Origin of the sequence: Nocardia shimofusensis NBRC 100134 (assembly GCF_001613125.1) — a bacterium.
Classification (GTDB): Bacteria; Actinomycetota; Actinomycetes; order Mycobacteriales; family Mycobacteriaceae; genus Nocardia; species Nocardia shimofusensis.
Genome location: NZ_BDBT01000030.1, coordinates 26,395 through 47,697, shown reverse-complemented (window position 1 = coordinate 47,697; position 21,303 = coordinate 26,395). Strand labels below are relative to the sequence as shown.

The window sequence follows — 21,303 nt, the reverse complement described above, 5'->3', positions numbered from 1 at the left end:
GGCAGAGCACCGCCCGGCGGTAAAATTCCCAGCGGAACCTCTCCACGCATGCTGGTCGATCGACCCGCCGGGTGCCTCGGCGCCGAGCCCGGCCCGCCGACGGCTGGGGTGTGCCCGCCCTCGCGGGCGCGGCGTGCCACCAACACTGTGTTGTCGACAGAGCTTGTCCGAGCTTGTCCGAGCTTCTCGATGGAATCCCGTCCCCCAGCCGACTCCCTCCCGAGTACGCAGGAACATTCATGCCCCAGAGTTCCGCCTCCCCGGTCGCCGCGCAAGCGCACGTGCCCGCAGGCGCCTTTCCCCTCTCGGCCGCCCAGCGCGGGATCTGGTTCGCCCAGCATTTCGCCGGCCGTACCCCGATCTCCATCGCGCAATACGTCGAACTCACCGGACGGGTCGACCTCGACCTGCTCGCGGCGGCGTCGCGGCAGGCCGGTCGCGAGTTCGGCACCGGCTACCTGCGGTTGATCGAGGTCGACGGGCTGCCCTATCAGGTGGTCGACACCGATATCGAGCACGAGTTGACGGTCGTGGACCTGCGCGGGGAGCCCGATCCGGCCGCGGCGGCGCTGGCCTGGATGCGCGCGGAGTACAGCGCCCCGCTGGACCTGCTCGGCGAGCGGCTCGGCGCCTTCGCGATGCTGCGCTTGGCCGACGAGCACTGGTACTGGTACCAGCGCATCCACCACATCGTGCTGGACGGTTTCGGCGCGGTCACCATGTTGCGACGCATCGCCGAGCTGTACACCGCGGGGGCGGCGGGGGAACAACCGCCGCCGAGCCGGGCCGAAGACCTGCGCGGAATCGTGGCAGCCGATGCGGCGTACCGGGATTCGGACCGTTTCCGCGCCGACGCGCAGTACTGGCGCGAGCATCTGGCCGGGATGCCGGAGGCGGTCGGTCTCGCCGGGCGCACCGCGCCGGTGGACGCGCATCCGATCATCGCCTCGGCCGAACTTCCCTCCGCGACAGCGGAATTGCTCGACGAGGTGGCCGCGGCCGAGAACTCGGGCGTGGCGCCCGTCGTGGTCGCCGCCTTCGCGGCCTATCTGGCGGCCATGACCTCCTCGCCCGAGGTGACGCTGAGCCTGCCGGTCTCCGGCCGCACCACCGCCGTGCTGCGCCGCTCCGGCGGCATGGTCGCCAATGTGGTGCCGCTGCGGGTGAGGACCGGGTCCGGGGTGACGACGCGCGCGCTGATCCGGGCGGCCCAGGGCGAGCTGACCTCGGCGCTGCGCAGGCAGCGTTACCGCCAGGAGGACATCGTCCGCGATCTCGGCTGGGCGCTGGACGAGGCAGGCTCCTTCGGCCCGACGGTGAACCTGATGATGATCGACACCAGGATCAGCCTCGGCGAGGTCGTCGGCCGTACCCACGTGCTCACCTCCGGGATGATCGAGGACCTGTTCCTGAACCTGTATCCCGGCATCGGCGGCGAGACCACCCACATCGACTTCCAGGCCAACCCCGATCTCTACGACGCGCGCGAACTCGCCGGGCACCATCGTCGCTTCCTGGCCTTCCTGCACGCCTTCCTCGCCGCGGGTCCGGACGCGCCGTGGCACACGGTGCCGCTGCTCGACGACTCCGAACGCGCGCACCTGCTGCCCGCGCGCGGACCCGCCGACGTCCCGATCCGGACGCTGCCGCAGATCCTCACCGAGGGCGCTGCCCGCGATCCCGGCGCGGTGGCGGTGCGGGCGGGCGGGCGATCCATGACCTACCGCGAGGTCCTCGCCTACGCCTCGCGGGTGGCCCGCCTGCTCATCGAACACGGCGCCGGACCGGAAACCGCGGTGGCCGTGGCCATTCCGCGTTCCCTGGAGTCGGTGCTGGCGACCTGGGCGGTGGCGCTGACCGGCGCGGCCTTCACGCCGATCGATCCCGCGTTGCCCGCCGACCGCATCGAGCACATGATCGGCGACAGCGGTGTGCTCGCCGGACTGACCGTGGCCTCGGCGCGACCGGCGCTGCCCGGCCACATCACCTGGCTGATCCTCGACGACACCGCGACCGCCGAGATCATCGACGACCAGGACCCGGCGACGGTCACCGACGCCGACCGCCTCGCCCCCGTGCGTCCCGACCAGATCGCCTACCTGATCTACACCTCCGGTTCCACCGGGCTGCCCAAGGCCGTGATGGTCGCCCACCGAGGGCTGGCCAACCTGGTCGCGGGCTCGGGGACCGCGTTCGGCGTCGACGCCTCCTCGGTGGTCGCCCACGCGGTCTCGCCGAGTTTCGACATCTCCGTCGAGGAACTGCTCGTGGCGTTCGCGGCCGGGGCGAGTGTGGCGGTGGTACCGCCCGCGGCCTACGGCGGCGAGGATCTGGCGGCCGTCCTGCGCGAGCACCGGGTGACCTGCCTGAACGTGACACCCGCTGTGGTCGGCTCGCTCGACCCGGCGACGCTGCCCGACCTGGCGACCGTCGTCGTCGGCGGCGACGCCTGCCCGCCCGAACTGGTGACGCGCTGGGCCGGACGACGCCTGCTCAACGGGTACGGCCCTACCGAGACCACCGTCACCACGACGCTGAGCGCACCGCTGCGCCCGGACGGCCCGGTCACCATCGGCGGGCCGACCACCGGCGTCACAGCACTGGTACTCGATCCCTGGCTGCGACCGGTGGCCCCCGGTGTCGTCGGCGAGCTGTACCTGAGCGGTCAGGGCGTGGCGCGGGGCTACCACCGGCGCAACGGCCTGACCGCGGGCCGGTTCGTCGCCGATCCCTACGCGCCGGGCAAGCGCATGTATCGCACGGGGGATCTGGTCCGGTGGCGGTCGGCGGGGGACCGCTGGGAGCTGGACTACGCCGGCCGCCTCGACTTCCAGGTCAAAGTGCGCGGCTACCGCATCGAACTCGGCGAGATCGACGCGGCGATCGAACGCAGGCCAGAGGTGGCCTCGGCCGTCACCATCGGGGTGAGCACGCCCGCCGGAGCCACGGCGACGGCCTCCTACGTGGTCGCCGCCCCCGGTTGCGAGGTACAGCCCGAAGCGCTGAAAGCCGCTGTGGGGGAATCGCTTCCGGCGTACATGGTGCCCAGCGTGATCATGGTCCTCGACGCGCTGCCGATGACCCCGGTGGGCAAGATCGACCGGCGTGCCCTGCCCGCACCGGATTTCGGCGCGCGCCCCGGCGTGCACCGCGGTCCGTCCACCCCGCGCGAGGAGACGCTCGCGGCGCTGTTCGCCGAGGTGCTCGGGCTGGACACGGTCGGCGTGGACGAGAACTTCTTCGCCCTCGGCGGCGACAGCATCATCTCGATCCAGCTGGTCTCCCGCGCCAGGGCGGCGGGCCTGCGCATCAGCGCCCGCGAGGTGTTCGAACGCAAGACCGTGGCGGCGCTGGCCGCCGTGGCCGTCGACGCCACCGAGGACGCCGTCACCGAGCTGCCGGGCGGCGGCGTCGGCCCCGTCGACATCACGCCCATCGTGGCGGCCATGCTCGAGCAGGGGCCGACCTGGAACCGCTACGGCCAGGCCGCGCTCGTCACCCTGCCGCCCGGCACCGATTCCGCGCAGCTGGTCCCGGCCGTGCAGGCGCTGCTCGACCGGCACGACATGCTGCGCAGCCGTCTGCGACCGAGCGGCGACGGGTGGGAGTGGATCGTCGCCGAACCGGGATCGGTGGACGCGGCCGCGCTGATCGACGTCGTCATCGCGTCTGCTCCTCCCGGCGGCGGCAGCGGCGCGACGAGCGACGGTGTGCTCGAGGCCGCGGTGCAGGCCGCGGCCGACGGGCTGGACCCGGCGGCGGGGGTGATGGCGCGGTTCGCGCTCGTCCAGCCCTCCGATCCCGGCGCGGCCCCGTCGCTGTGGCTGGTACTGCATCACCTGGTGGTCGACGGCGTCTCCTGGCGAATCCTGCTGCCCGACCTGGTGACCGCGTGGGCGGGCGGCGAACCCGAGACGACCGGGACGTCGTTCCGGCGCTGGGCGCGCGCGCTGGTCGAGCAGGCCGGGGCGCGGGCCGTCGAATTGCCTGTGTGGCAGCGGATTCTCGCGGGCGAGGACCCGCCGCTCGGGCGGCGCGGCGCCGATCCGGCGCGGGACGTGGTCGCCACGGCCGGGGAGCTGCGCACCGTGGTGCCGGCCGAGGTCGCGGGCACGGTGGTCGACACCGTGCCGGAGTTGTTCCATTGCGGCGCCGACGATGTGCTGCTGACCGCGCTCGCCATGGCGGTGGGCCGGTGGCGGAATCGGTCGCGGACGCTGGTCACGCTGGAGGGTCACGGTCGGGAGGAATCGGTGTTGCCCGGCGCGGATCTCGCGCGGACGGTGGGCTGGTTCACCACCGTCCACCCGCTCGCCCTCGATCTGAGCGGCATCGATCTCGACGAGGCGTTCGCAGGCGGCCCGGCGGCGGGTCTGGCCGTGCGGGCGATCAAGGAGCAGGTGCGCGCCATCCCGGACAAGGGCGTGGGGTACGGCATGCTGCGCCACCTGAATCCCGACACCGCGTCGCAGCTCGCCCGCGGGCCGGTCCCGCAGATCGGGTTCAACTACCTCGGGCGCGTCACCGGAGATGCCGAAGGCAGCGAGAACTATTGGATGCCGAGACGGTTCGCCTCGACCACCGATGATCGGGCGCCGTTGCCCGCCGTCGTCGACATCAACGCGATCCTCGGCGGCGAGGGACTGGACGTCACCTGGACCTACGCGCGCGACATCCTCGACGAGGACGAGGTCGCCGACTTCGCCGCGCACTGGGCCGCGGCCCAGTCCGCGCTGGCGGCCCACGCCGCCGCGCCGGGTGCCGGCGGGCACACGCCGTCGGACTTCCCGCTCACCACCGTCACCCAAGCGGAGATCGACGACTGGGAACGCGAATACCCGGATCTGACGCAGGTGTGGCCGCTCTCGCCGTTGCAGTACGGCCTGCTCTTCCATGCCCGCTACGACACCGACACCGCCGACGGCTACACCGTGCAGACCCGCCTCACCCTCGCGGGCCGGGTCGACGCGCACCGGTTGCGGCAGGCGGCGCAGGTGCTGGTGGACCGCCACGAGAACCTGCGGGTGGCCTTCGTCGAAACCCCGCAAGGACCACGGCAACTGGTGCTCGCCGATGCCGAGGTCTCCTGGCGCGACACCGACCTCACCGCGCTGCCGAGTGCGGACAGAGCCCGCGAACTGGAACGGCTGCTGGCCGTGGACGCGAACACCCGCTTCGAGCTGACCCGCCCGCCGCTGCTGCGTTTCCAGCTCGTCCGCGAATCCGAGGACGTCTACACGCTGCTGATGACCAACCATCACCTCGTGCTCGACGGCTGGTCGACGCCGCTGCTGGTGCGTGAACTGCTCACCGTCTACATCGCCGCGGGCGTCGGCGCGCAGCCCACCGAGGTGCTCGGACCCGCACCGTCGTACCGCGCGTTCCTGGCCTGGCTCGCCGAGCAGCAGGAGGCCGGCGCCGCCGGCGGGACGGACTCGCGGGCGGTGTGGCGTGCCGCGCTGGCCGGGATCGACGCCCCCACCCGGGCGGTGCCGACGCTGGCCGGCATCCGCTCCACCGAATCCGGGACGGTGTCGGTGGATCTCCCGGCGACGGCCGTCGCGCGGCTCGAGGCCACCACCCGCGCGGCGGGCGCGACGGTCAATGTCGCCGTGCAGGCGGCCTGGGCGCTGCTGCTGGCCATGCTGACCGGCCGCACCGACGTGGTGTTCGGCGGCACGGTCTCGGGCAGGCCGCCGCAACTGCCCGGGGTGGAGGAGATGGTCGGGCTGTTCATCAACACCCTGCCCGTGCGGGTGCGCTTGGACCCGGCCGAGCAGGTCGCCGACCTGCTGGCGAGGGTGCAGGCCGAACAGGCCGCGCTGCTCGACCACCAGCACGTCGGGCTGGCCGCCATCCACGAGGCGGTCGGGCTGCCCGAACTGTTCGACACCCTCACCGTGTTCGAGTCCTACCCGATCGACCGCGCGGCGCTGTCGCAATCCCTCGACATCGCGGGCATGCGGGTGCTGGACGTGGCGGGCACCGACGCGACGCCGTATCCGCTGAATCTCATGGTGATTCCGCTGCACGGCGAACCCGGCGATCCGGGCGACCGGCTGCGGTTGTCGATCAAATACATGGCCGATCACCTGCCCGAAGCGCGGGCCACGCGACTGCTCGACCGTTTCGTCGCGCTGCTCGACCAGATCGCCGCGCACCCGTCGCGCCGGGTGGCGGCCCTGCAGCACTGCGATCCCGCCGAGCGCGCCGCACTGCTGCCGGTGCGCGGTCCGGCGTCGGTGCCCGCGCGCACGCTGCCGGAGATCCTCACCGCCGCGGCCGCTCTCGACCCGGACGCGATCGCGATTCGTTCCGGCGCCGACACCATGACCTACCGCGAACTCGACGCCTGGTCCAACCGCTTCGCCCGGGTGCTGCTGCGGCGCGGGATCGGGGCCGAGGTGTTCGTGGTGCTCGCGCTGACCCGCTCGGTGGAGTCGGTGGTGGCGGTGTGGGCGCTGGTCAAGACCGGCGCGGCGTTCGCGCCGCTGGACCCCAACCACCCGGTGGAGCGCATCGAGCACATCCTCACCGACTCCAAGGCCCCCATCGGCGTGACCGTGCGCGCCACCGGCGAAACCCTGCCGAGCACGATCGACTGGCTGCTGCTCGACGACCTCAACACCATCCGTCGCGTCATGACCGTGCCCGACGACCCGATCACCGATCTCGAACGCGGCGGCGCCATCCGGCTCGACCAGGTCGCCTACCTCATCTACACCTCCGGCTCCACCGGCAAACCGAAGGCGGTGCTGCTCGGCCACCGCGGCATCGCGGATCTGGTGACCGCGCAACGTGAATCGCTCGACCTGGACCCCTCGGCTCGCGCCCTGCAGGTCGCCTCCCCGAGCTTCGACGCCTCGGTGTTCGAGCTGTTGTCCGCCCACGCGGCAGGCGGCACCCTGGTGATATCGCCCGCAGAGGTCTACGGCGGCACCGAACTGGAACGGCTGCTGCGCGACCAGCGGGTCAGCCACGCCGTCATCACCCCGTCGGTGCTGGCCACCATGAACCCCGACCGGCTGCCCGACCTGCGGGTGCTCGCGGTCGCGGGCGAGGCGTCCGGGCCGGAGCTGACCGCGCAGTGGTCGCCCGGCCGCCGCTTGCTCAACCTCTACGGCCCCACCGAATTCAGCATCTGGGCGACCGGTCCCGGCGAACTGCGCACGGGGGAGCGGGTCACCATCGGCGGCCCCATCCGCGGCGCCGCCGCGCTGGTTCTCGACGCCTGGCTGCGCCCCGTCCCGGTCGGCGTGGAAGGCGAGCTCTACCTCGCGGGCCCAGCCATCGCCCGCGGCTACTTCAACCGCTTCTCCCTCACCGCGGCGCGTTTCGTCGCGGACCCGTGGGGCGGGCCGGGCGAGCGGATGTACCGCACCGGCGACATGGTTCGCTGGGTCGAATCCGAGCGTCCCGGGGGTGCCGTGCTCGAGCTGGAGTACCTCGGCCGCAGCGATTTCCAGGTCAAGATCCGCGGCCTGCGCATCGAACTCGGCGAGATCGACGCCGTGCTCGCGGCCGACGACGAGGTCGAGTACGCCGCCACCCTGGGCTGCCCGGGACCTTCCGGCGAAACGGTCCTCGTGTCCTACGTCCTCGCGAAGGGCGGACAGCAGGCCCCGGCGCGACTGGACACCGAGCGGCTGCGGACTCGTGTGGCCGCGGCGCTTCCCGGGTACATGGTGCCGTCGGTCGTCATCGAGTTGGACGATGTCCCGCTGACCCCGGTCGGCAAGCTGGACCGCAAGGCCCTTCCGCTGCCCGACTTCTCGATATCGGCCCGCCCGTACCTCGCCCCGCGCACCCCGGTGGAGCGGGCGGTGGCCGAGGTGTTCGCCGAGGTGCTCGGGGTGGAGCGGGTCAGCATCGACCACTCCTTCTTCGACCTGGGCGGTAATTCGCTCAGCGCCACCAAGGTGGTCGCCCGCATCGATGCGGCGCTCGGCGCCGGGATCGCCCTGCGGGACCTGTTCGACGCGCCCACGCCCGCGCAGCTCGCCGCCCGGGTGGTGCCCGCCGAGCCGGGGCGGCGCGCCCGATTCGCGCTCGCCGCGCGTCCGCGTCCCGACCGGGTGCCGCTCTCGCCCGCCCAGCAGCGCATGTGGGTGCTCAACCGCCTCGAACCGGAGTCCCCGGCCTACAACATCGCCGTCGCCCTGCGGTTGACCGGCGCGCTGGACACCGCGGCCATGCACCGGGCGCTCACCGCCGTGGTGCGCAGGCACGAGAGTCTGCGCACGGTGTACCCGGCCGACGCCGAGGGGCCGCGCCAGGTGGTGATCGATGTCGCGCACGCCGTACCGGAACTACCGGTCGAGACGATCGCCGACGGAGCGGACCTGCGCACCCGCATCGCGGCGTTCGCGAGCGCCGGGTTCGATCTGACCGTCGACCCGCCCCTGCGCGCACTGCTGCTGCGCGTGTCCGCCTCGGACCCGGAACGGCCCGGCGCTCGTCGCGGTCCGAACGAGGGATCGGATCCCTCGGCCGGGGCGGGGTCCCGGAACCGGCGGGCTACCCAGGACGGGGCGGTCTCCCCGAACGGGGCGTGGCCTGAGGATGCGGCGTCGATCCAGGATGGCGCGGCTACACCGGAACAGGCGGTGCCCGAGCACGTGATCGTGCTGGTGGTCCATCACATCAGCGCCGACGGCGCGTCGATGGCGCCGCTGGCGGCCGACCTGGTCGCGGCCTACGCGGCGGAGTCGGCGGGCCGATCGGCCGAGCTCGCGCCGCTGCCGGTGCACTACGCCGACTACGCGCTGTGGCATCGGGAACTGCTCGGCGCGGACGACGATCCCACCTCATTGGCCGCAGGCCAGACGGCGTTCTGGCGTGAAACCCTGACGGGCGCACCGGAATCGCTCGAACTCGCTGCCGATCACCCGCGCCCGGCCGTCCAGTCGATGCGGGGCGCTGACCTGCCGTTCACCGTCCCGGCCGAGCTGCATCGGCGGATGAGTGAGCTGGCCGTCGCGTCCGGCGCGAGCCTGTTCATGGTGGCGCACGCCGCCTTCGCGGTGCTGCTGTCCAGGCTCGGGAGCACCGACGACGTGCTGGTCGGCACCGCCGTGGCGGGCCGAGGGGACGCCGCACTCGACGGCATGGTGGGCATGTTCGTCAACACCCTGGCCCTGCGTACGGCCGTCGATCCCGATCGGTCCTTCCGCGCGCTGCTCGCCGGTGTCCGTGAGACCGACCTGGCGGCCTTCGCCCGGGCCGACGTCCCGTTCGAGCGCCTGGTCCAGCACCTCGACCCGCCGCGCTCCACCGCCCATCACCCGATCTTCCAGGTGACCCTCTCGCTGCAGAACTTCGTCGAACCCGTCCTGGAACTGCCCGGCCTGCGCATCGCCGTCGAGGACCTCGACCGCGACGCCACCCAGTTCGATCTGGCCCTGGACCTGCGGGAGCGCCGGGCCGGCGGCGAGCCGGCCGGTATCGAGGCGGTCCTGACCTATGCCACCGACCTGTTAGAGCCTCCGACCGCCGAGGCCATGACCCAGCGCTGGCTGGCCGTGCTCGACGCCGCGCTCGCCGACCCCGACACTCGTGTCGGCGACCTCGACCTGCTGCTGCCCGCCGAACGCGCACTCGTGCCGGCGCGGGGACCGGACAGCGGCGACGAATCCCGCACCCTGCCCGGCCTGTTCGCCGCTACCGCCGCCGCGCACCCCGACCGGACCGCTGTGGTGGCCGATGGCCGGAGGTGGACCTACCGCGAGCTGAACGAGCGCGCCGGCCGGCTGGCCGGACGGCTCGCCCAGGCAGGCGCGGGTCCGGAGACGGTGGTCGCGCTGGGGCTCGCCCGCAGCGCGGACCTGCTTGTCGGCATCTGGGCCGTCGCTCGCGCCGGAGCCGCCTTCCTGCCGGTCGACCCGAAGTATCCGAGCGAGCGGATCGAGCACATGCTCACCGACTCCGGTGCGGTCCTGGGACTGACCAGCACCGCGCACCGCGAACATCTGCCGGGATCGGCGCACTGGCTGCTCCTCGACCAGGACGGTGCTTTCGATGCGAGCCCGCCCGAGTCCAGCGCCCCCTCGCCCGACCGACCGGCGTGGATGATCTACACCTCCGGCTCGACCGGAACCCCGAAGGGGGTCACCGTCACCCACCGCGGAATCGCGGATCTGGTCGTCGCGCAACGGCAGATCCTGCAGCTCGACGAGCACGCGCGGGTGTTGCAGGTCGCCTCACCGAGTTTCGACGCCTCGGTGTTCGAGGCGATCATGGCCTTCGGCTCCGGTGGCGCGAGCGTGGTCGCCCCACCGGAGGTCTTCGGCGGTGCGCCGCTGGCCGAGTTGATCGCCGAACAGCAGGTCACGCACATGGTCATCACCCCGTCGGCGCTGGCCACGCTGGAGCCGGACTCGGTGCCGTCGGTGCGGGTGCTCGCGGTCGCCGGCGAGGCAGTCGGCGCGGAGCTGGTGCGGCGCTGGGCGACAGGGCGCACCATGATCAATCTGTACGGCCCGACCGAGACGACCATCTGGGCGACCTCCGCACCGTTGACGCCCGGCGAGCCGGTCACCATCGGTGGCCCGATCCGGGGCACGAGCGCGCTGGTGCTGGATGCGCGATTGCGGCCGGTCCCGGTCGGCGTGGCGGGCGAGCTGTATCTGGCCGGTCCCGCCCTGGCGCGTGGCTATCACGGCAGGCCGGGGTTGAACGCCGCGCGGTTCGTGGCAGATCCCTACGGCGCGCCGGGGGAGCGGATGTACCGCACCGGCGATCTGGTGCGCTGGACACGCACCGGAGAACTGGATTACCTCGGGCGCACCGACTTCCAGGTGAAGGTGCGCGGTCAACGGGTCGAACTCGGCGAGATCGACGCGGTGCTCGCCGCCGCCGACGGGGTCGAGTTCGCCCTCACGCTCGGTGTGCGCGGTCCGGGCGGCGGCACGGCGCTGGCCGCCTACCTCGTGCCGGAACCCGGCCGCGAGATCGACGTGGCCGGGGTGCGCTCGCATGCCGCCGAGTCGCTGCCCGGCTATATGGTGCCCGCCGCGTTCGTGGTGCTGGCGGCCATCCCGCTCGACGCGGTCGGGAAGCTGAACCGGAAGTCCCTGCCGGAGCCGGTGTTCGGTGCGGAGGACGGTGAGTACGTCGCGCCGTCCACCCCGACCGAGCAGACACTCGCGGGCATCGTCGCCGAACTGCTCGGCCGCGAACGGGTCGGCGCGACGGACTCCTTCTTCGCGCTCGGCGGGGACAGCATCCTCGCCATCCAGTTGGTCTCGCGGGCCAAATCGGCCGGCATCACGCTCACCCCGGTGCAGGTCTTCGAGCACCGCACGATCGGCGCTCTGGCTGCCGTCGCCGATGAGGCCGGTGTCGCGGTGACCCTCGACGAACTGCCGGGCGGCGGGATCGGCGAGATGCCGCTGACGCCGATCGTGCACTACATGATCGGCCGCGGCGGCGATTTCGACCGGTTCGCCCAGACCGCGGTGCTGGAACTGCCGCTGGGCATCGACGCAGACGGGCTCACCGCGACGGTGGCGGCGGTGCTGGACCGCCACGACATGCTGCGCGCGCGGCTCACCCGCGACGGGTCGCAATGGCGCCTGGCGACCCGCGATCCGGCCGAGGTGGACGTGTCCGCACTGGTGCGCCGGGTGCAGTTCCCCGCCGACGCCGACCCGGTCGACCTGCGCGAATTCGCGGTCACCGAGCTCGAAACGGCACTCGAGGGCCTCGATCCCGCCGACGGCGCCGTGCTGCGGTTCATCTGGCTCGACCCGATCGGTGTGGCGGGCGCGCGGCCCCGCTCGGGCCGGTTGATCGTCGTCGCGCATCACCTGGTGATCGACGGCGTCTCCTGGCGCATCCTGGTGCCGGACCTGATGGCGGCCTGGGCGCAGGTCTCCACCGGCAACCGGCCCGTGCTCGCCGACACCGGCACCTCCATGCGGCGCTGGGCGCACGCGCTCGCCGAGCACGCTCACAGCCCGCGGCGCACAGCCGAACTCGGCTTCTGGCGCGACATGCTCGACGGCCCCGACCCCGGTTTCGGGACCAGGGATCTCGATCCCGGCATCGACCTGGCGGGCGTGCTGGAGCAGGTCGAGGTCGAGGTGCCCGAACAGGCCACCGCCGATCTGCTGACGACACTGCCCGCGCTGTTCGACGGCGGTGTCGAGGACGCGCTGCTCACCGCACTGGCCTGCGCCGTGCGGACCTGGCGGTCCAGACGGGGCACCGACACCGGCGACGTGCTGGTCCGGATGGAAGGCCACGGCCGCCAGGAGGAGGTGATCCCCGGCGCGGATCTGTCGCGGACGATCGGCTGGTTCACCACCATCCATCCGGTGCGACTGGCCACGGGCGACGTCGACCACCCGGCCCAGCTGGGCTCAGCCGTACGAGCGGTGAAAGACCGACTGCGCGCCGTCCCGGACAAGGGCATCGGCTTCGGTCTGCTCCGCTACCTGAATCCCGAGACCGCGCAGCAGCTTCCGCACGCGCTGCCCGGCCGGATCGCCTTCAACTACCTCGGTCGCTACTCCACCGCCGACATCCCCGCAGGTCTGGAGGGCCTGGGCTGGCTGCCCACCGATGACCTGGGCGACCTGCCCGCCGTCGAGCACCCGAGCGTGCCCGCGCAGGTGGAGGTCGATGTGAACGCGGTGGTGGTCGGCGACCGCTTGCAGGCGAGTTTCGGCTTCCCCGCCACTCTCCTCGAGCGCGCCGACGTCGCCGAGCTGGCGAACCTGTGGATCGAATTCCTCACCGCCTTGGCGCGATTCGCGCACACGCCCGAGGGACGACGAGCGGGTGAGGAGGAACGCCGGGCCGCCGCCGAGCGGGCAGCGGCGAGTACGCCGAGCGCACCGCCCGGACTCGGACTCGACGTGCTGCTGCCGATCCGCACCGAGGGATGCGAACCCGCGTTGTTCTGTGTGCACCCCTCCTCCGGGATGGCCTGGACCTACCTCGGCCTGGCCGACACTCTCGCCCCCGGCCGCCCGATCTACGGCCTGCAAGCCCCCGACCTGAGCGGACGCGAGCAGTCGGCGCGCAGTATCGAGGAATTCGCGCGCCGGTACCTCGCCGAGATCAGGGCGGTGCAGCCGGAGGGGCCGTATCACCTGCTCGGCTGGTCGTTCGGCGGGCTCATCGCGCACGCCATGGCGGCCCAGCTCGAACGCGACGGCGCGACGGTCGGCGTGCTCGCCCTGCTCGACGCCGACAGCGGCGACATCGACGGCGACAGCATCGAACCGCTGACGCCGGGAAAGTTCGCGCACACCTTCGGCGCGGTCTTCGGCATCGACGACATCCCGGAGACCGCCACAGCGCGAGAAGCCGCCGAACACATCGGCGCGCGCATGGGCGGCGCGCAGGTGCTCGACGCCGACACCCTCACCAGGATGGCGGCCTCCTACAACGCTTCGGCCCGCACCCGTACCGGCTACCGGCGCCCGGTCTTCCACGGCGACGCGGTCTACTTCCGCGCCACGGTGCCGACCCCCGGCACCGACGGGGTCTTCGGTCCCGACGGCTGGCGGCCCTACATCACCGGTCCGATCACCAGCTACGACATCGAAGCCACCCACGACGAACTGACCGCGCCGCACATCCTGCCCGGGATCGCCCGGCAGCTCGACCGGCACCTTGGAGGAACGCAGTGAACGACCTTGGAGGCATGGGAGTGAACGACTCAGCGGTTGTGGTCGAAGGCGTCGAGAAGTCCTTCGGCGAGGTGCGCGCCCTGCGCGGCGTGGACTTCGCCGCCGCCCAGGGGGAGGTGCTCGGCATCCTCGGCCCCAACGGCGCGGGCAAGACCACCATGGTCAACATCTTGTCCACGCTGGTCACCCCGGACCGCGGACGCGCCTCGGTCGCCGGGTACGACGTCGTCGCCGACGCCGCGGACGTCCGCCGCCGCATCATGCTCACCGGCCAGTTCGCCGCGCTCGACGACATGCTCAGCGGCTACGAGAATCTGGTCATGTTCGGCAGGCTGCTCGGCCTGCGCAAACAGGCGGCGCGGGCGCGGGCGCGGGAGCTGTTGGTCGAATTCGACCTCACCGGGGCCGCCGACCGTCGCGTCGGCACCTACTCCGGGGGTATGCGCCGGCGCATCGACATCGCCTGCGGGCTGGTCGTGCGACCCGAGGTGGTCTTCCTCGACGAGCCCACCACCGGTCTGGACCCGCGCAGCAGGCAGGGCGTCTGGGATCTGGTCGGCGGCTTTCGCGAACACGGCATCACGACCCTGTTGACCACGCAGTACCTGGAAGAGGCCGACGCGCTGTGCGATCGGATCATCGTCATCGACCACGGCGTCGTCATCGCCGAGGGCACCGCCGACGAACTCAAATCCCGCACCGGCGGCAGCTACTGCGAAGTGGTGCCGTTGCGGCTCGAGGACTTGCCCGCGATCGTCACCGCGCTGGGCCCGCTGCTGCCGCCGGAGAGCCTGGCCGCGCTCGCACCCGACGCCGACCGGCTCGCCATCCCGGCGCCCGACGGCGCCAAGACTCTCGCCGAGGCGCTGCGCAGGCTCGACGCCGCCGACGTCGAACTGCTCGACATCGCCCTGCGCCGCCCCTCGCTCGACGAGGTCTTCCTGCACCTGACCGGCCACACCACCGAGGTCGCCGTCGACAGCGAGGTCCCCGCGTGAACGCCGCGCGACCGGTCGCCCTCGCCGCACCGGCCGGTCCGCACAGCGGCGCGTGGGTCACCGAGCTGCGCGCCGCGCCGGTCCGGCTGTGGCAATGGTGGGTGCTGACCATCCGGCTCATCACGCCCGCGATCAAGACCGGCGAGATACTCACCTCGATCGTCGCGCCCGCGGCCTTCACGGCCAGCTTCTACATTCCGCTCAAAACCGTGATGAGCTTCTCCGGCCTCGGTTTCAGCAGCTACGCGCAGTTCATGATGCCGCTGGTGATCCTGCAGGCCGCCGCCTTCACCGCCATCGGCGCGGCGTTCCGGTCGGCCACCGACGCGGTCTCGGGACTGGACCGCCGGTTCGCGGCCATGCCGGTCGGCCGGCTGATCCCGTTCTCGGCGCGGATGTCGGGCAATGTGATCCGGCTGGTCATCGCCCAAGCCGCCGCGCTGACCTGCGGGCACGTCATCGGGTTCCGGTTCCGGCTGGACTGGCCGCACACCGTCGGATTCGTCGCGCTCGGACTGCTCATCGGCATCGCCTTCACCATCGGCGCGGATGTCATCGGCACCGCGTCCAAGAGCCCGGAGACCACCACCCAGGCGTTGCTGCTGCCACCGTTGATCCTGGGCATGCTCTCCACCGGCATCGCCCCGGCGGGCCAGTTCCCGGACTGGGTACAGCCGTTCGTACGCAATCAACCGGTCTCGCAGTTCGCGACCGCGCTGCGCGCCCTGGCCGGCGACAGCCAGGGCAATGCCGGGGTGGTCAGCTGGGCGACCATGGCGCCGTCGCTGCTGTGGATCGGGGCCATTCTGGCGATCGCGCTGCCGTTCGCCATTCGTTTCGCGATGCGGAGGTCGTGATGGTGTCGACGATCAGCGGCGAACTGCGCGCCGAGAATTCGGGGCTGACCCTGCTGTCGAACGTCTCGGTGCAGACCCAGCGCCTGTTGCTGCGCTGGCTGCGCAATCCGGTGGCGCTGCTGGAGACCCTGATCATCCCGTGCCTGCTGTTGCTCATGCTCGACATCGTGGTCGGCGGGCAGATCCAGCGGTTCACCGGCGAGGACGCGCTCTACGGCTCGGTGCCGATGGTGGCGGCGGTGGGAGCGCTGTCCGGCGCGGTCGCCGCCGGGGTGATGCTCGGACGCGAACGCGACAGCGGGCTGCTCGCCCGGTTCTGGGTGCTGCCGGTGCACCGGGCGTCGGGACTGATCGCCCGGGTGCTCGCCGAGGGCTGCCGGATCCTGGCGGGCACCCTGGTGGTCGTCGCCGTGGGATATCTGCTGGGCTTCCGGTTCCAGCAGGGGCCGGTGGCGGCGGCGGCGTTCATCGCCGTGCCGGTGCTGTTCGGGCTGGCCTTCGCCACGCTGGTGACCGCGGTCGCCGTGTTCACCGCCAAAACGGTGCTGGTCGAGGGGATCACCATCCTCAGCACGCTGTTGATGTTCTTCAGCACCGGATTCGTGCCGCTGATCGCCTACCCGGAGTGGATCCAGCCGGTGGTGCGCAATCAGCCCATGTCGGCCGCGGTGGACACCATGAAGGCGCTATCCCTGGGCGGGCCGCTCGCCCGGCCCCTCACTCTCATCCTGGTCTGGTCGCTGGGCGCCATCCTGGTCTGCGCGGTCCCCGCCGCCATCGGCTACCGCCGGGCCAGCCGTCGCTGAGGATTGTTGCGCGGGATCGGCTGTCCGCGCCGACGCCTGGTTCGTCTCTTTGCCGACGGGATCAGACGATTCGGGTGCCGAGGCCGGTGCAGAGCTGGTCGCGTCACCGGAATCGGTGGACGGGCCGGTCGTGGCATCCGGTGTGGTTGCCGGCGAATTCGATGGGTCACCAGCGGTTTCCGCCGCGCTCACCGAACCGGGCGCGGAGGCGCCTGGTGGCTGCGGCTCATCGACGGGGAGACTCGCGTCCGCGGGGTCTTCCTCGGCGAACACCTCGAACGGGACCGTGTTGCCCGCGGCGTCGCGCCGGCCGATCCCGGCTTCGATCGCGGCGGCCAACCGGGCGACGCTGTCCCACGGGTGGACCGGCTCGCCGTCGAGGTTGCCGATGGTGAGCCAGGTGTCGGTGCCGCGGTAGCGGACGAGGCCCTTGCCGGAGTCGTCGAGCCTGACGTCGAGTTCGCCGGAGACCGTTCCCTCTTCGTCGGTCATCACGGCGGCCGAGCCGCTGATCTGCACGATGTCGTTTATCGGAACCCTCCTTGCCGGGTGCACTCGTCGATCGCTGTGCGCAGCGCGGCCTGCTCGGCCGTGTCGACGGTCAGGCCGTACTTTACTTTCACCCGCAGGTAACGGTCGACATAGGCGCACCGGAACTTCCCCGGCGGCAGGTAGTTCGCGGCATCCTGATCACCCTTGGAACGATTGGCCGTGGGGTCGGAGGCCTCGAGGTTCAGCGCGTCGTTGGCGATGCGCCTGCGGGTGTCCTTGTCCAGGCGATCCGCGCCCGAACGCCACGCCTCGGCGAGCGCCACGATGTGCTCGGCGTCCACGCCGGAGGAGTCGGTGATCCACTTGTAGGGCTTGAGCGCACCGGTTTTGCGATCGAGGGTGCCGTACTCGTCGCGCCAGCCGCCGTTCGCGCCGATCTTCAGATCGCAGGTGGCGGCGTCCAGCGTCACCTCGCCCTCGGCGTCGCGCAGCATCATCACCTCGCGGGTGGTGCAGCGTGCGTACCGGCTGAACTGGTCGCCGAAGCCGTGCTCGGCCTTGGCGGTGTCCCAGTGCGGGAACTCGTCGCGGCTGTAGCCGTTCATCGGGCGTTCCCCGGCCACCTTCAACTGCGCGAACAGTGCCTCGACCTCGGTGGCGGAGGAGATCACGGCCGCGGAGTTGCCCACCTCGGCGTCGTTGTTCTCGACGATCGTGCAGGCGCCCGTGATGACGGCCGTCAGCAGTGCGGGCACGGCCACGCCGAGGGTGCGCCGGAACCGTTGGGACGAGAACATATTCACAACGACTCCCTCACGACCGGGACGAGCTGTCCCCGCATTCACTCTCCGAGGTCACCGGGCGGAGCCGACGACCCGTGCAGAGCATAGTGGCGTTTGCCGAATCCGGCGAAACCTCAGATTTCCGCGGGTTGTGGATCGCTGTCGGTGGTTTGCGCGGTAGGCGGCACTCCGGTGTCGAGGAAGCGGACCAATCCGTCGATGCGGTCGGCATGCTCGACGCAGCGCTCCAGGTGGCTGCCGAGCAAGGTCAGGGCGATGATGTCGGCGGGCGGATGCGGATCGCCGGGCTCGGTGAGGGCGGCGTGCAGCCGCTCGAGCAATTGCGCCGGGGTGCTGGAGGATTCGGTGCGGCCGTTGCTGTCCGGGAAGTGGCGGTCGGCAGGGCGATGCGCACGCGGGGGTGGATCGGCGGGGAGCGGATCCTCTCGAACCCGGTCGGCCGGGAGATGTCCGTAGGCGACGGCCGCGCCGACGCGAGCCATCCGCAGCGCGGCGGCGCGGCCGAGTTCGGTGAGCACGTCCAGGATCGGTTGCGGTGCGGCGTGTTCGGGGTGGCGGCGATAGACCTGGTCGGCGACCCGGCTGCTCAGCACGCCGACCTTGGCCAGCTGGCCTGCGATCTGCATCGCGGTGACGACATGGCGCAGATCACGGGCGACCGGCGCCTGCAGGGCCAGCAGCGCCACGGTGCGCGACTCGCACGTCCGGTGCGCCGCGCGTAGCTGCTCCTCGAGCGCGAACACCTCGTACGCGGCGGTGAGATCGGCGTCGGCCAGGGCATCGACGCCTCGTTCGACGGTGTCATGGGCTAGCCGGCACATGAGCGTCAGGCTGTTGGTCAAGTCGTGGAGCTCATGGGTGAACTGGGTGCGCACACACGAATTCTCGCCCATCCGGGGGACAAGCGGAATCGATCGAGCCGATGTCGCGCGGGACCGACCCCGAGGACGCGTGGTTCCGGTGTCAGCCGACCACGACGCCGGCCAGCTGTCCGACGCAGTAGGTGATGCCCATCGCCAGCGCGCCGCCGATCACGACCCGCAGCGCCGCCCGCATCCGTGGGCTTCCGCCCAGGCGCGCACTGATCGTTCCGGTCAGCGCCAGCGCCACCAGCACCGTGGCGACGGTGACCGGGATGCGCCAGCTCACCGGCGGCAGCAGGATCGCCAGCATGGGCAGCAGGGCGCCGAGAACGAACGCCAGCGCCGAGGATCCCGCGGCCGACCACGGATTGGTCAGTTCCTTCGGGTCGATGCCGAGCTCGACATCGGCGTGCGCGGTGAAGGCATCGTGGGCGGTCAGCTCCTCGGCGGCTTTGAGCGCGGTCTCCGCCGACAACCCCTTGGCGCGGTAGTTCGCGGCCAGTTCGTGCAATTCGTACTCCGGGTCCTCCAGGAGTTCTCTGCGCTCCTTGGCAAGCAGCGCCCGCTCGGAATCGCGCTGGGTGCTGACCGAGACATACTCGCCGACCGCCATCGAGATCGCCCCGGCGGCAACGCCCGCGCTACCCGCGGTGAACAGCGCCTGAGTGCTGGTGCTCGCGGCCGCCACACCGACGACCAGACCCGCGGTGGAAACGATGCCGTCGTTGGCGCCGAGCACCCCGGCGCGCAACCAGTTCAGCCGACCCCGAAAACTCTCGGAGTGCGGTTCCGCATGCGGCCCCGCCGCCGAGGAACTCTCAGTACCCGGGTTCTTCGAGGCAGATTCATCGGATCCGGACATGACCGGACTCTACCTCCGGGCGGCCATGGACCGCCGGATCTGCCGCCGCCGGATCAGGCGCCGACCGCTGTCAGCAGCATCGGCAGCGCCTCGCTCATCCGCACCTGCCAGGCCGCCCAGTTGTGTCCGTCGGTGGGCCCGTAGCGCTCGTCGACGTCGGCGCCCAGCGCGCGCAACCTCGCGGCGAAGCGCAGATTCTGTTCGTAGACCGGGACCTCCACCGGATCGCCCCGGCCGTAGGAGATGAACAGCGGGATGCCGGCGAGGTCGGCGGCGCGACTGTAGGGATTGTTCTCCCGCCAGATGGCGCGCTGCTCGGCAACGGCGTGGTCGCCCCACACCCGCTTCCAGTCCGCGGCGCATCCGAGTCCGGGCAGGTCGGGGCCGCCGGGAGCGCCGGATTCACGCAGCGGATCCACATTGCCGCTGAAAGCGGCGGCCGCCCGGAACATGTCGCGGTGCTCGGCGGCGAACTTCATGGCGCCGAGCCCGCCCATCGAGTTGCCCGCGATCGCGCGGGTGGTGCTCGCGCGATAACGGGTCTCGAGCAGGGGACGCACGTCGTCGAGCAGGTACCGCTCCCAGGCGGGGGCGCCGTAGGCGCCGTAGTTCCACCAGTCCGAATACGCGCTGCACCAGCTGGTTTCGGGCAGCACGAAGATCGCTTCGCGGCCCGCGGTGAGGGCTTCCAGGCCGCCCTTGCCGGTCCACGAGGTGTGATCGTCCATGCCGCCGTGCAGTACCCAGATCGTCGGCCAGGTGCGGTCGGCGTCCGGCGACCAGCCGGGCGGCAACAACAGCCGCACCACTTTCACCGCCTGTTGCGGGCCTTCCAGGTGCGGCGAGGACACTCCGATGTCGAGGATCCGGTCGCTGACGCGATGCTCCCAGCGCACCACCGGGTCGGCGTGCGCGCGCGGCGCCCAGCCCACGGTGGCGGCGATGCTCGCCAGGACGGTCAGTAGCGCGAGGACGATTCTGCTCGGACCGGGCATCGGGACAGTCCTTTCCGATTCGGCGTGGGCGCCGTGCCGAGTGGGCGCACTGTGCTGAGCCGGCACAGTGGCGAAACTAGAGCACCGGGACCGCCCGCCGAAGCGCGCCGGAAAGAATGTGGCCCACTTCACTGTTGCGAATTCGGTTATCCTCGTGGGGTTTTCGGGCGAAACGGCGCGTCGCGGCCGGGTCGGACTTGCCCGCTCCGATTCGGGGATCGTCCCCCGGACTGGCATGCTGACCGGCATGAGCACACTGCGTTACCGGGGAACACGGCACCAGGGAACACGACTCGCGGCGGGACTGGCGGCGGCCGCCCTGCTGCTGTCCGGCTGCGGCGGCAACGAGGAGACCACGAAGACGGCATCGCCGACGACGCCTCGTGACCAGCTGCTGCTGAGCATCGAGGAGTTCCCGGAGGGCGCCTCGAAGATCGAGATGCCCGCCGATCGGCTGCAGGCCGCGGTCACCGATCTGTCCGGCATCCAGCAGAACTCGACCATCACCCCGGCCGAGTGCGGTCGGACCCAGCAGGACCTGGGCGCGGCCACCTCCGAGTTGCTCGCCGACTCCGATGTGATCGCGGCCAACGACGGCGCCCAAGGCCTGATGTACGTCGAGTTCGTGGCGTCGCGGGCCGGCGACTTGGCAGGCGTCGAGGAGTCGAACACCACGTGTCCCGAGGTCACGGTCGTGTCCACGATCGAGGGTAAGCAGATCACCACCGTCGGCAAGGTCGAGACCCTCGGTGTGCCCGACGGCCTGAACGCCGACGAGGCGCTGGCGTTCAAGTCGATCAACACCTCCACCGTGGGCGAGGGCAAGCCGCTGACCACCACCGCGTACCAGGGCATGGCGGTCGTGCGCGGCGTGACCGTGATCGTGCGGGTCGGCGCGCTGAAGGAAGGCGTCGATCAGTCGACCTTCGATCAGGTGTTCCTCGACGCTGTGAGCAAGGTGCGCAACGCCGACTGAGGTGTTCGTCC

Annotated in this window: 10 protein-coding genes; 5 read left to right on the top strand and 5 right to left on the bottom strand. The window is 71.5% G+C overall.

Features of this window, described 5'->3' with window-relative positions:
- Nucleotides 1-239 precede the first annotated feature (239 nt).
- The 4 genes from NS3_RS23605 to NS3_RS23590 are packed head-to-tail and all read left to right on the top strand — an operon-like array spanning nt 240 to nt 16,301.
- Nucleotides 240-13,640, top strand: coding sequence for a non-ribosomal peptide synthetase (locus tag NS3_RS23605; RefSeq protein WP_067863663.1), 13,401 nt, complete (start codon nt 240-242; stop codon nt 13,638-13,640).
- A 14-nt stretch (nt 13,641-13,654) separates the two neighbouring features.
- Entirely contained in the window at nt 13,655-14,638 is a 984-nt protein-coding gene (locus NS3_RS23600; RefSeq protein WP_067863660.1) for a daunorubicin/doxorubicin resistance ABC transporter ATP-binding protein DrrA, read from the top strand.
- The gene (locus NS3_RS23595) at nt 14,635-15,495 is read left to right on the top strand and encodes an ABC-2 transporter permease (RefSeq protein ID WP_084495866.1); all 861 of its coding nucleotides are present in this window, start codon (nt 14,635-14,637) and stop codon (nt 15,493-15,495) included. Before NS3_RS23600 ends, NS3_RS23595 begins: the two co-directional genes overlap by 4 nt.
- Nucleotides 15,495-16,301 carry an ABC transporter permease gene (locus tag NS3_RS23590; RefSeq protein ID WP_067863657.1) on the top strand — a complete coding sequence of 269 codons (807 nt, stop codon included), beginning with the start codon at nt 15,495-15,497 and terminating at the stop codon, nt 16,299-16,301. Before NS3_RS23595 ends, NS3_RS23590 begins: the two co-directional genes overlap by 1 nt.
- Here NS3_RS23590 and NS3_RS30185 read toward each other — a convergent pair.
- The 5 genes from NS3_RS30185 to NS3_RS23570 form a co-directional block, all read right to left on the bottom strand.
- The gene (locus NS3_RS30185; protein ID WP_245649778.1) at nt 16,182-16,820 is read right to left on the bottom strand and encodes a hypothetical protein; all 639 of its coding nucleotides are present in this window, start codon (nt 16,818-16,820) and stop codon (nt 16,182-16,184) included. The two genes, NS3_RS23590 and NS3_RS30185, sit on opposite strands and share 120 nt — an antisense overlap.
- Before the next feature lie 8 nt (nt 16,821-16,828).
- On the bottom strand, nt 16,829-17,590 hold the full coding sequence (locus NS3_RS23585; RefSeq protein ID WP_084495865.1) for an HNH endonuclease family protein: 762 nt from the start codon (nt 17,588-17,590) through the stop codon (nt 16,829-16,831).
- A gap of 119 nt (nt 17,591-17,709) precedes the next feature.
- Nucleotides 17,710-18,471 (bottom strand): PhoU domain-containing protein, encoded by a 762-nt coding sequence (locus NS3_RS23580; protein WP_245649777.1) that lies wholly within the window; start codon nt 18,469-18,471, stop codon nt 17,710-17,712.
- A gap of 88 nt (nt 18,472-18,559) precedes the next feature.
- Nucleotides 18,560-19,321, bottom strand: a complete 762-nt coding sequence (locus NS3_RS23575) for a VIT1/CCC1 transporter family protein (RefSeq protein WP_067863648.1) — start codon at nt 19,319-19,321, stop codon at nt 18,560-18,562.
- Nucleotides 19,322-19,374: 53 nt separating this feature from the next.
- Nucleotides 19,375-20,316, bottom strand: a complete 942-nt coding sequence (locus NS3_RS23570; RefSeq protein ID WP_067863645.1) for an alpha/beta hydrolase — start codon at nt 20,314-20,316, stop codon at nt 19,375-19,377.
- A gap of 247 nt (nt 20,317-20,563) precedes the next feature.
- On the opposite strand from NS3_RS23570, the gene NS3_RS23565 reads away from it, so the two are divergent.
- The gene (locus NS3_RS23565; protein WP_157101501.1) at nt 20,564-21,292 is read left to right on the top strand and encodes a hypothetical protein; all 729 of its coding nucleotides are present in this window, start codon (nt 20,564-20,566) and stop codon (nt 21,290-21,292) included.
- Nucleotides 21,293-21,303 lie beyond the last annotated feature (11 nt).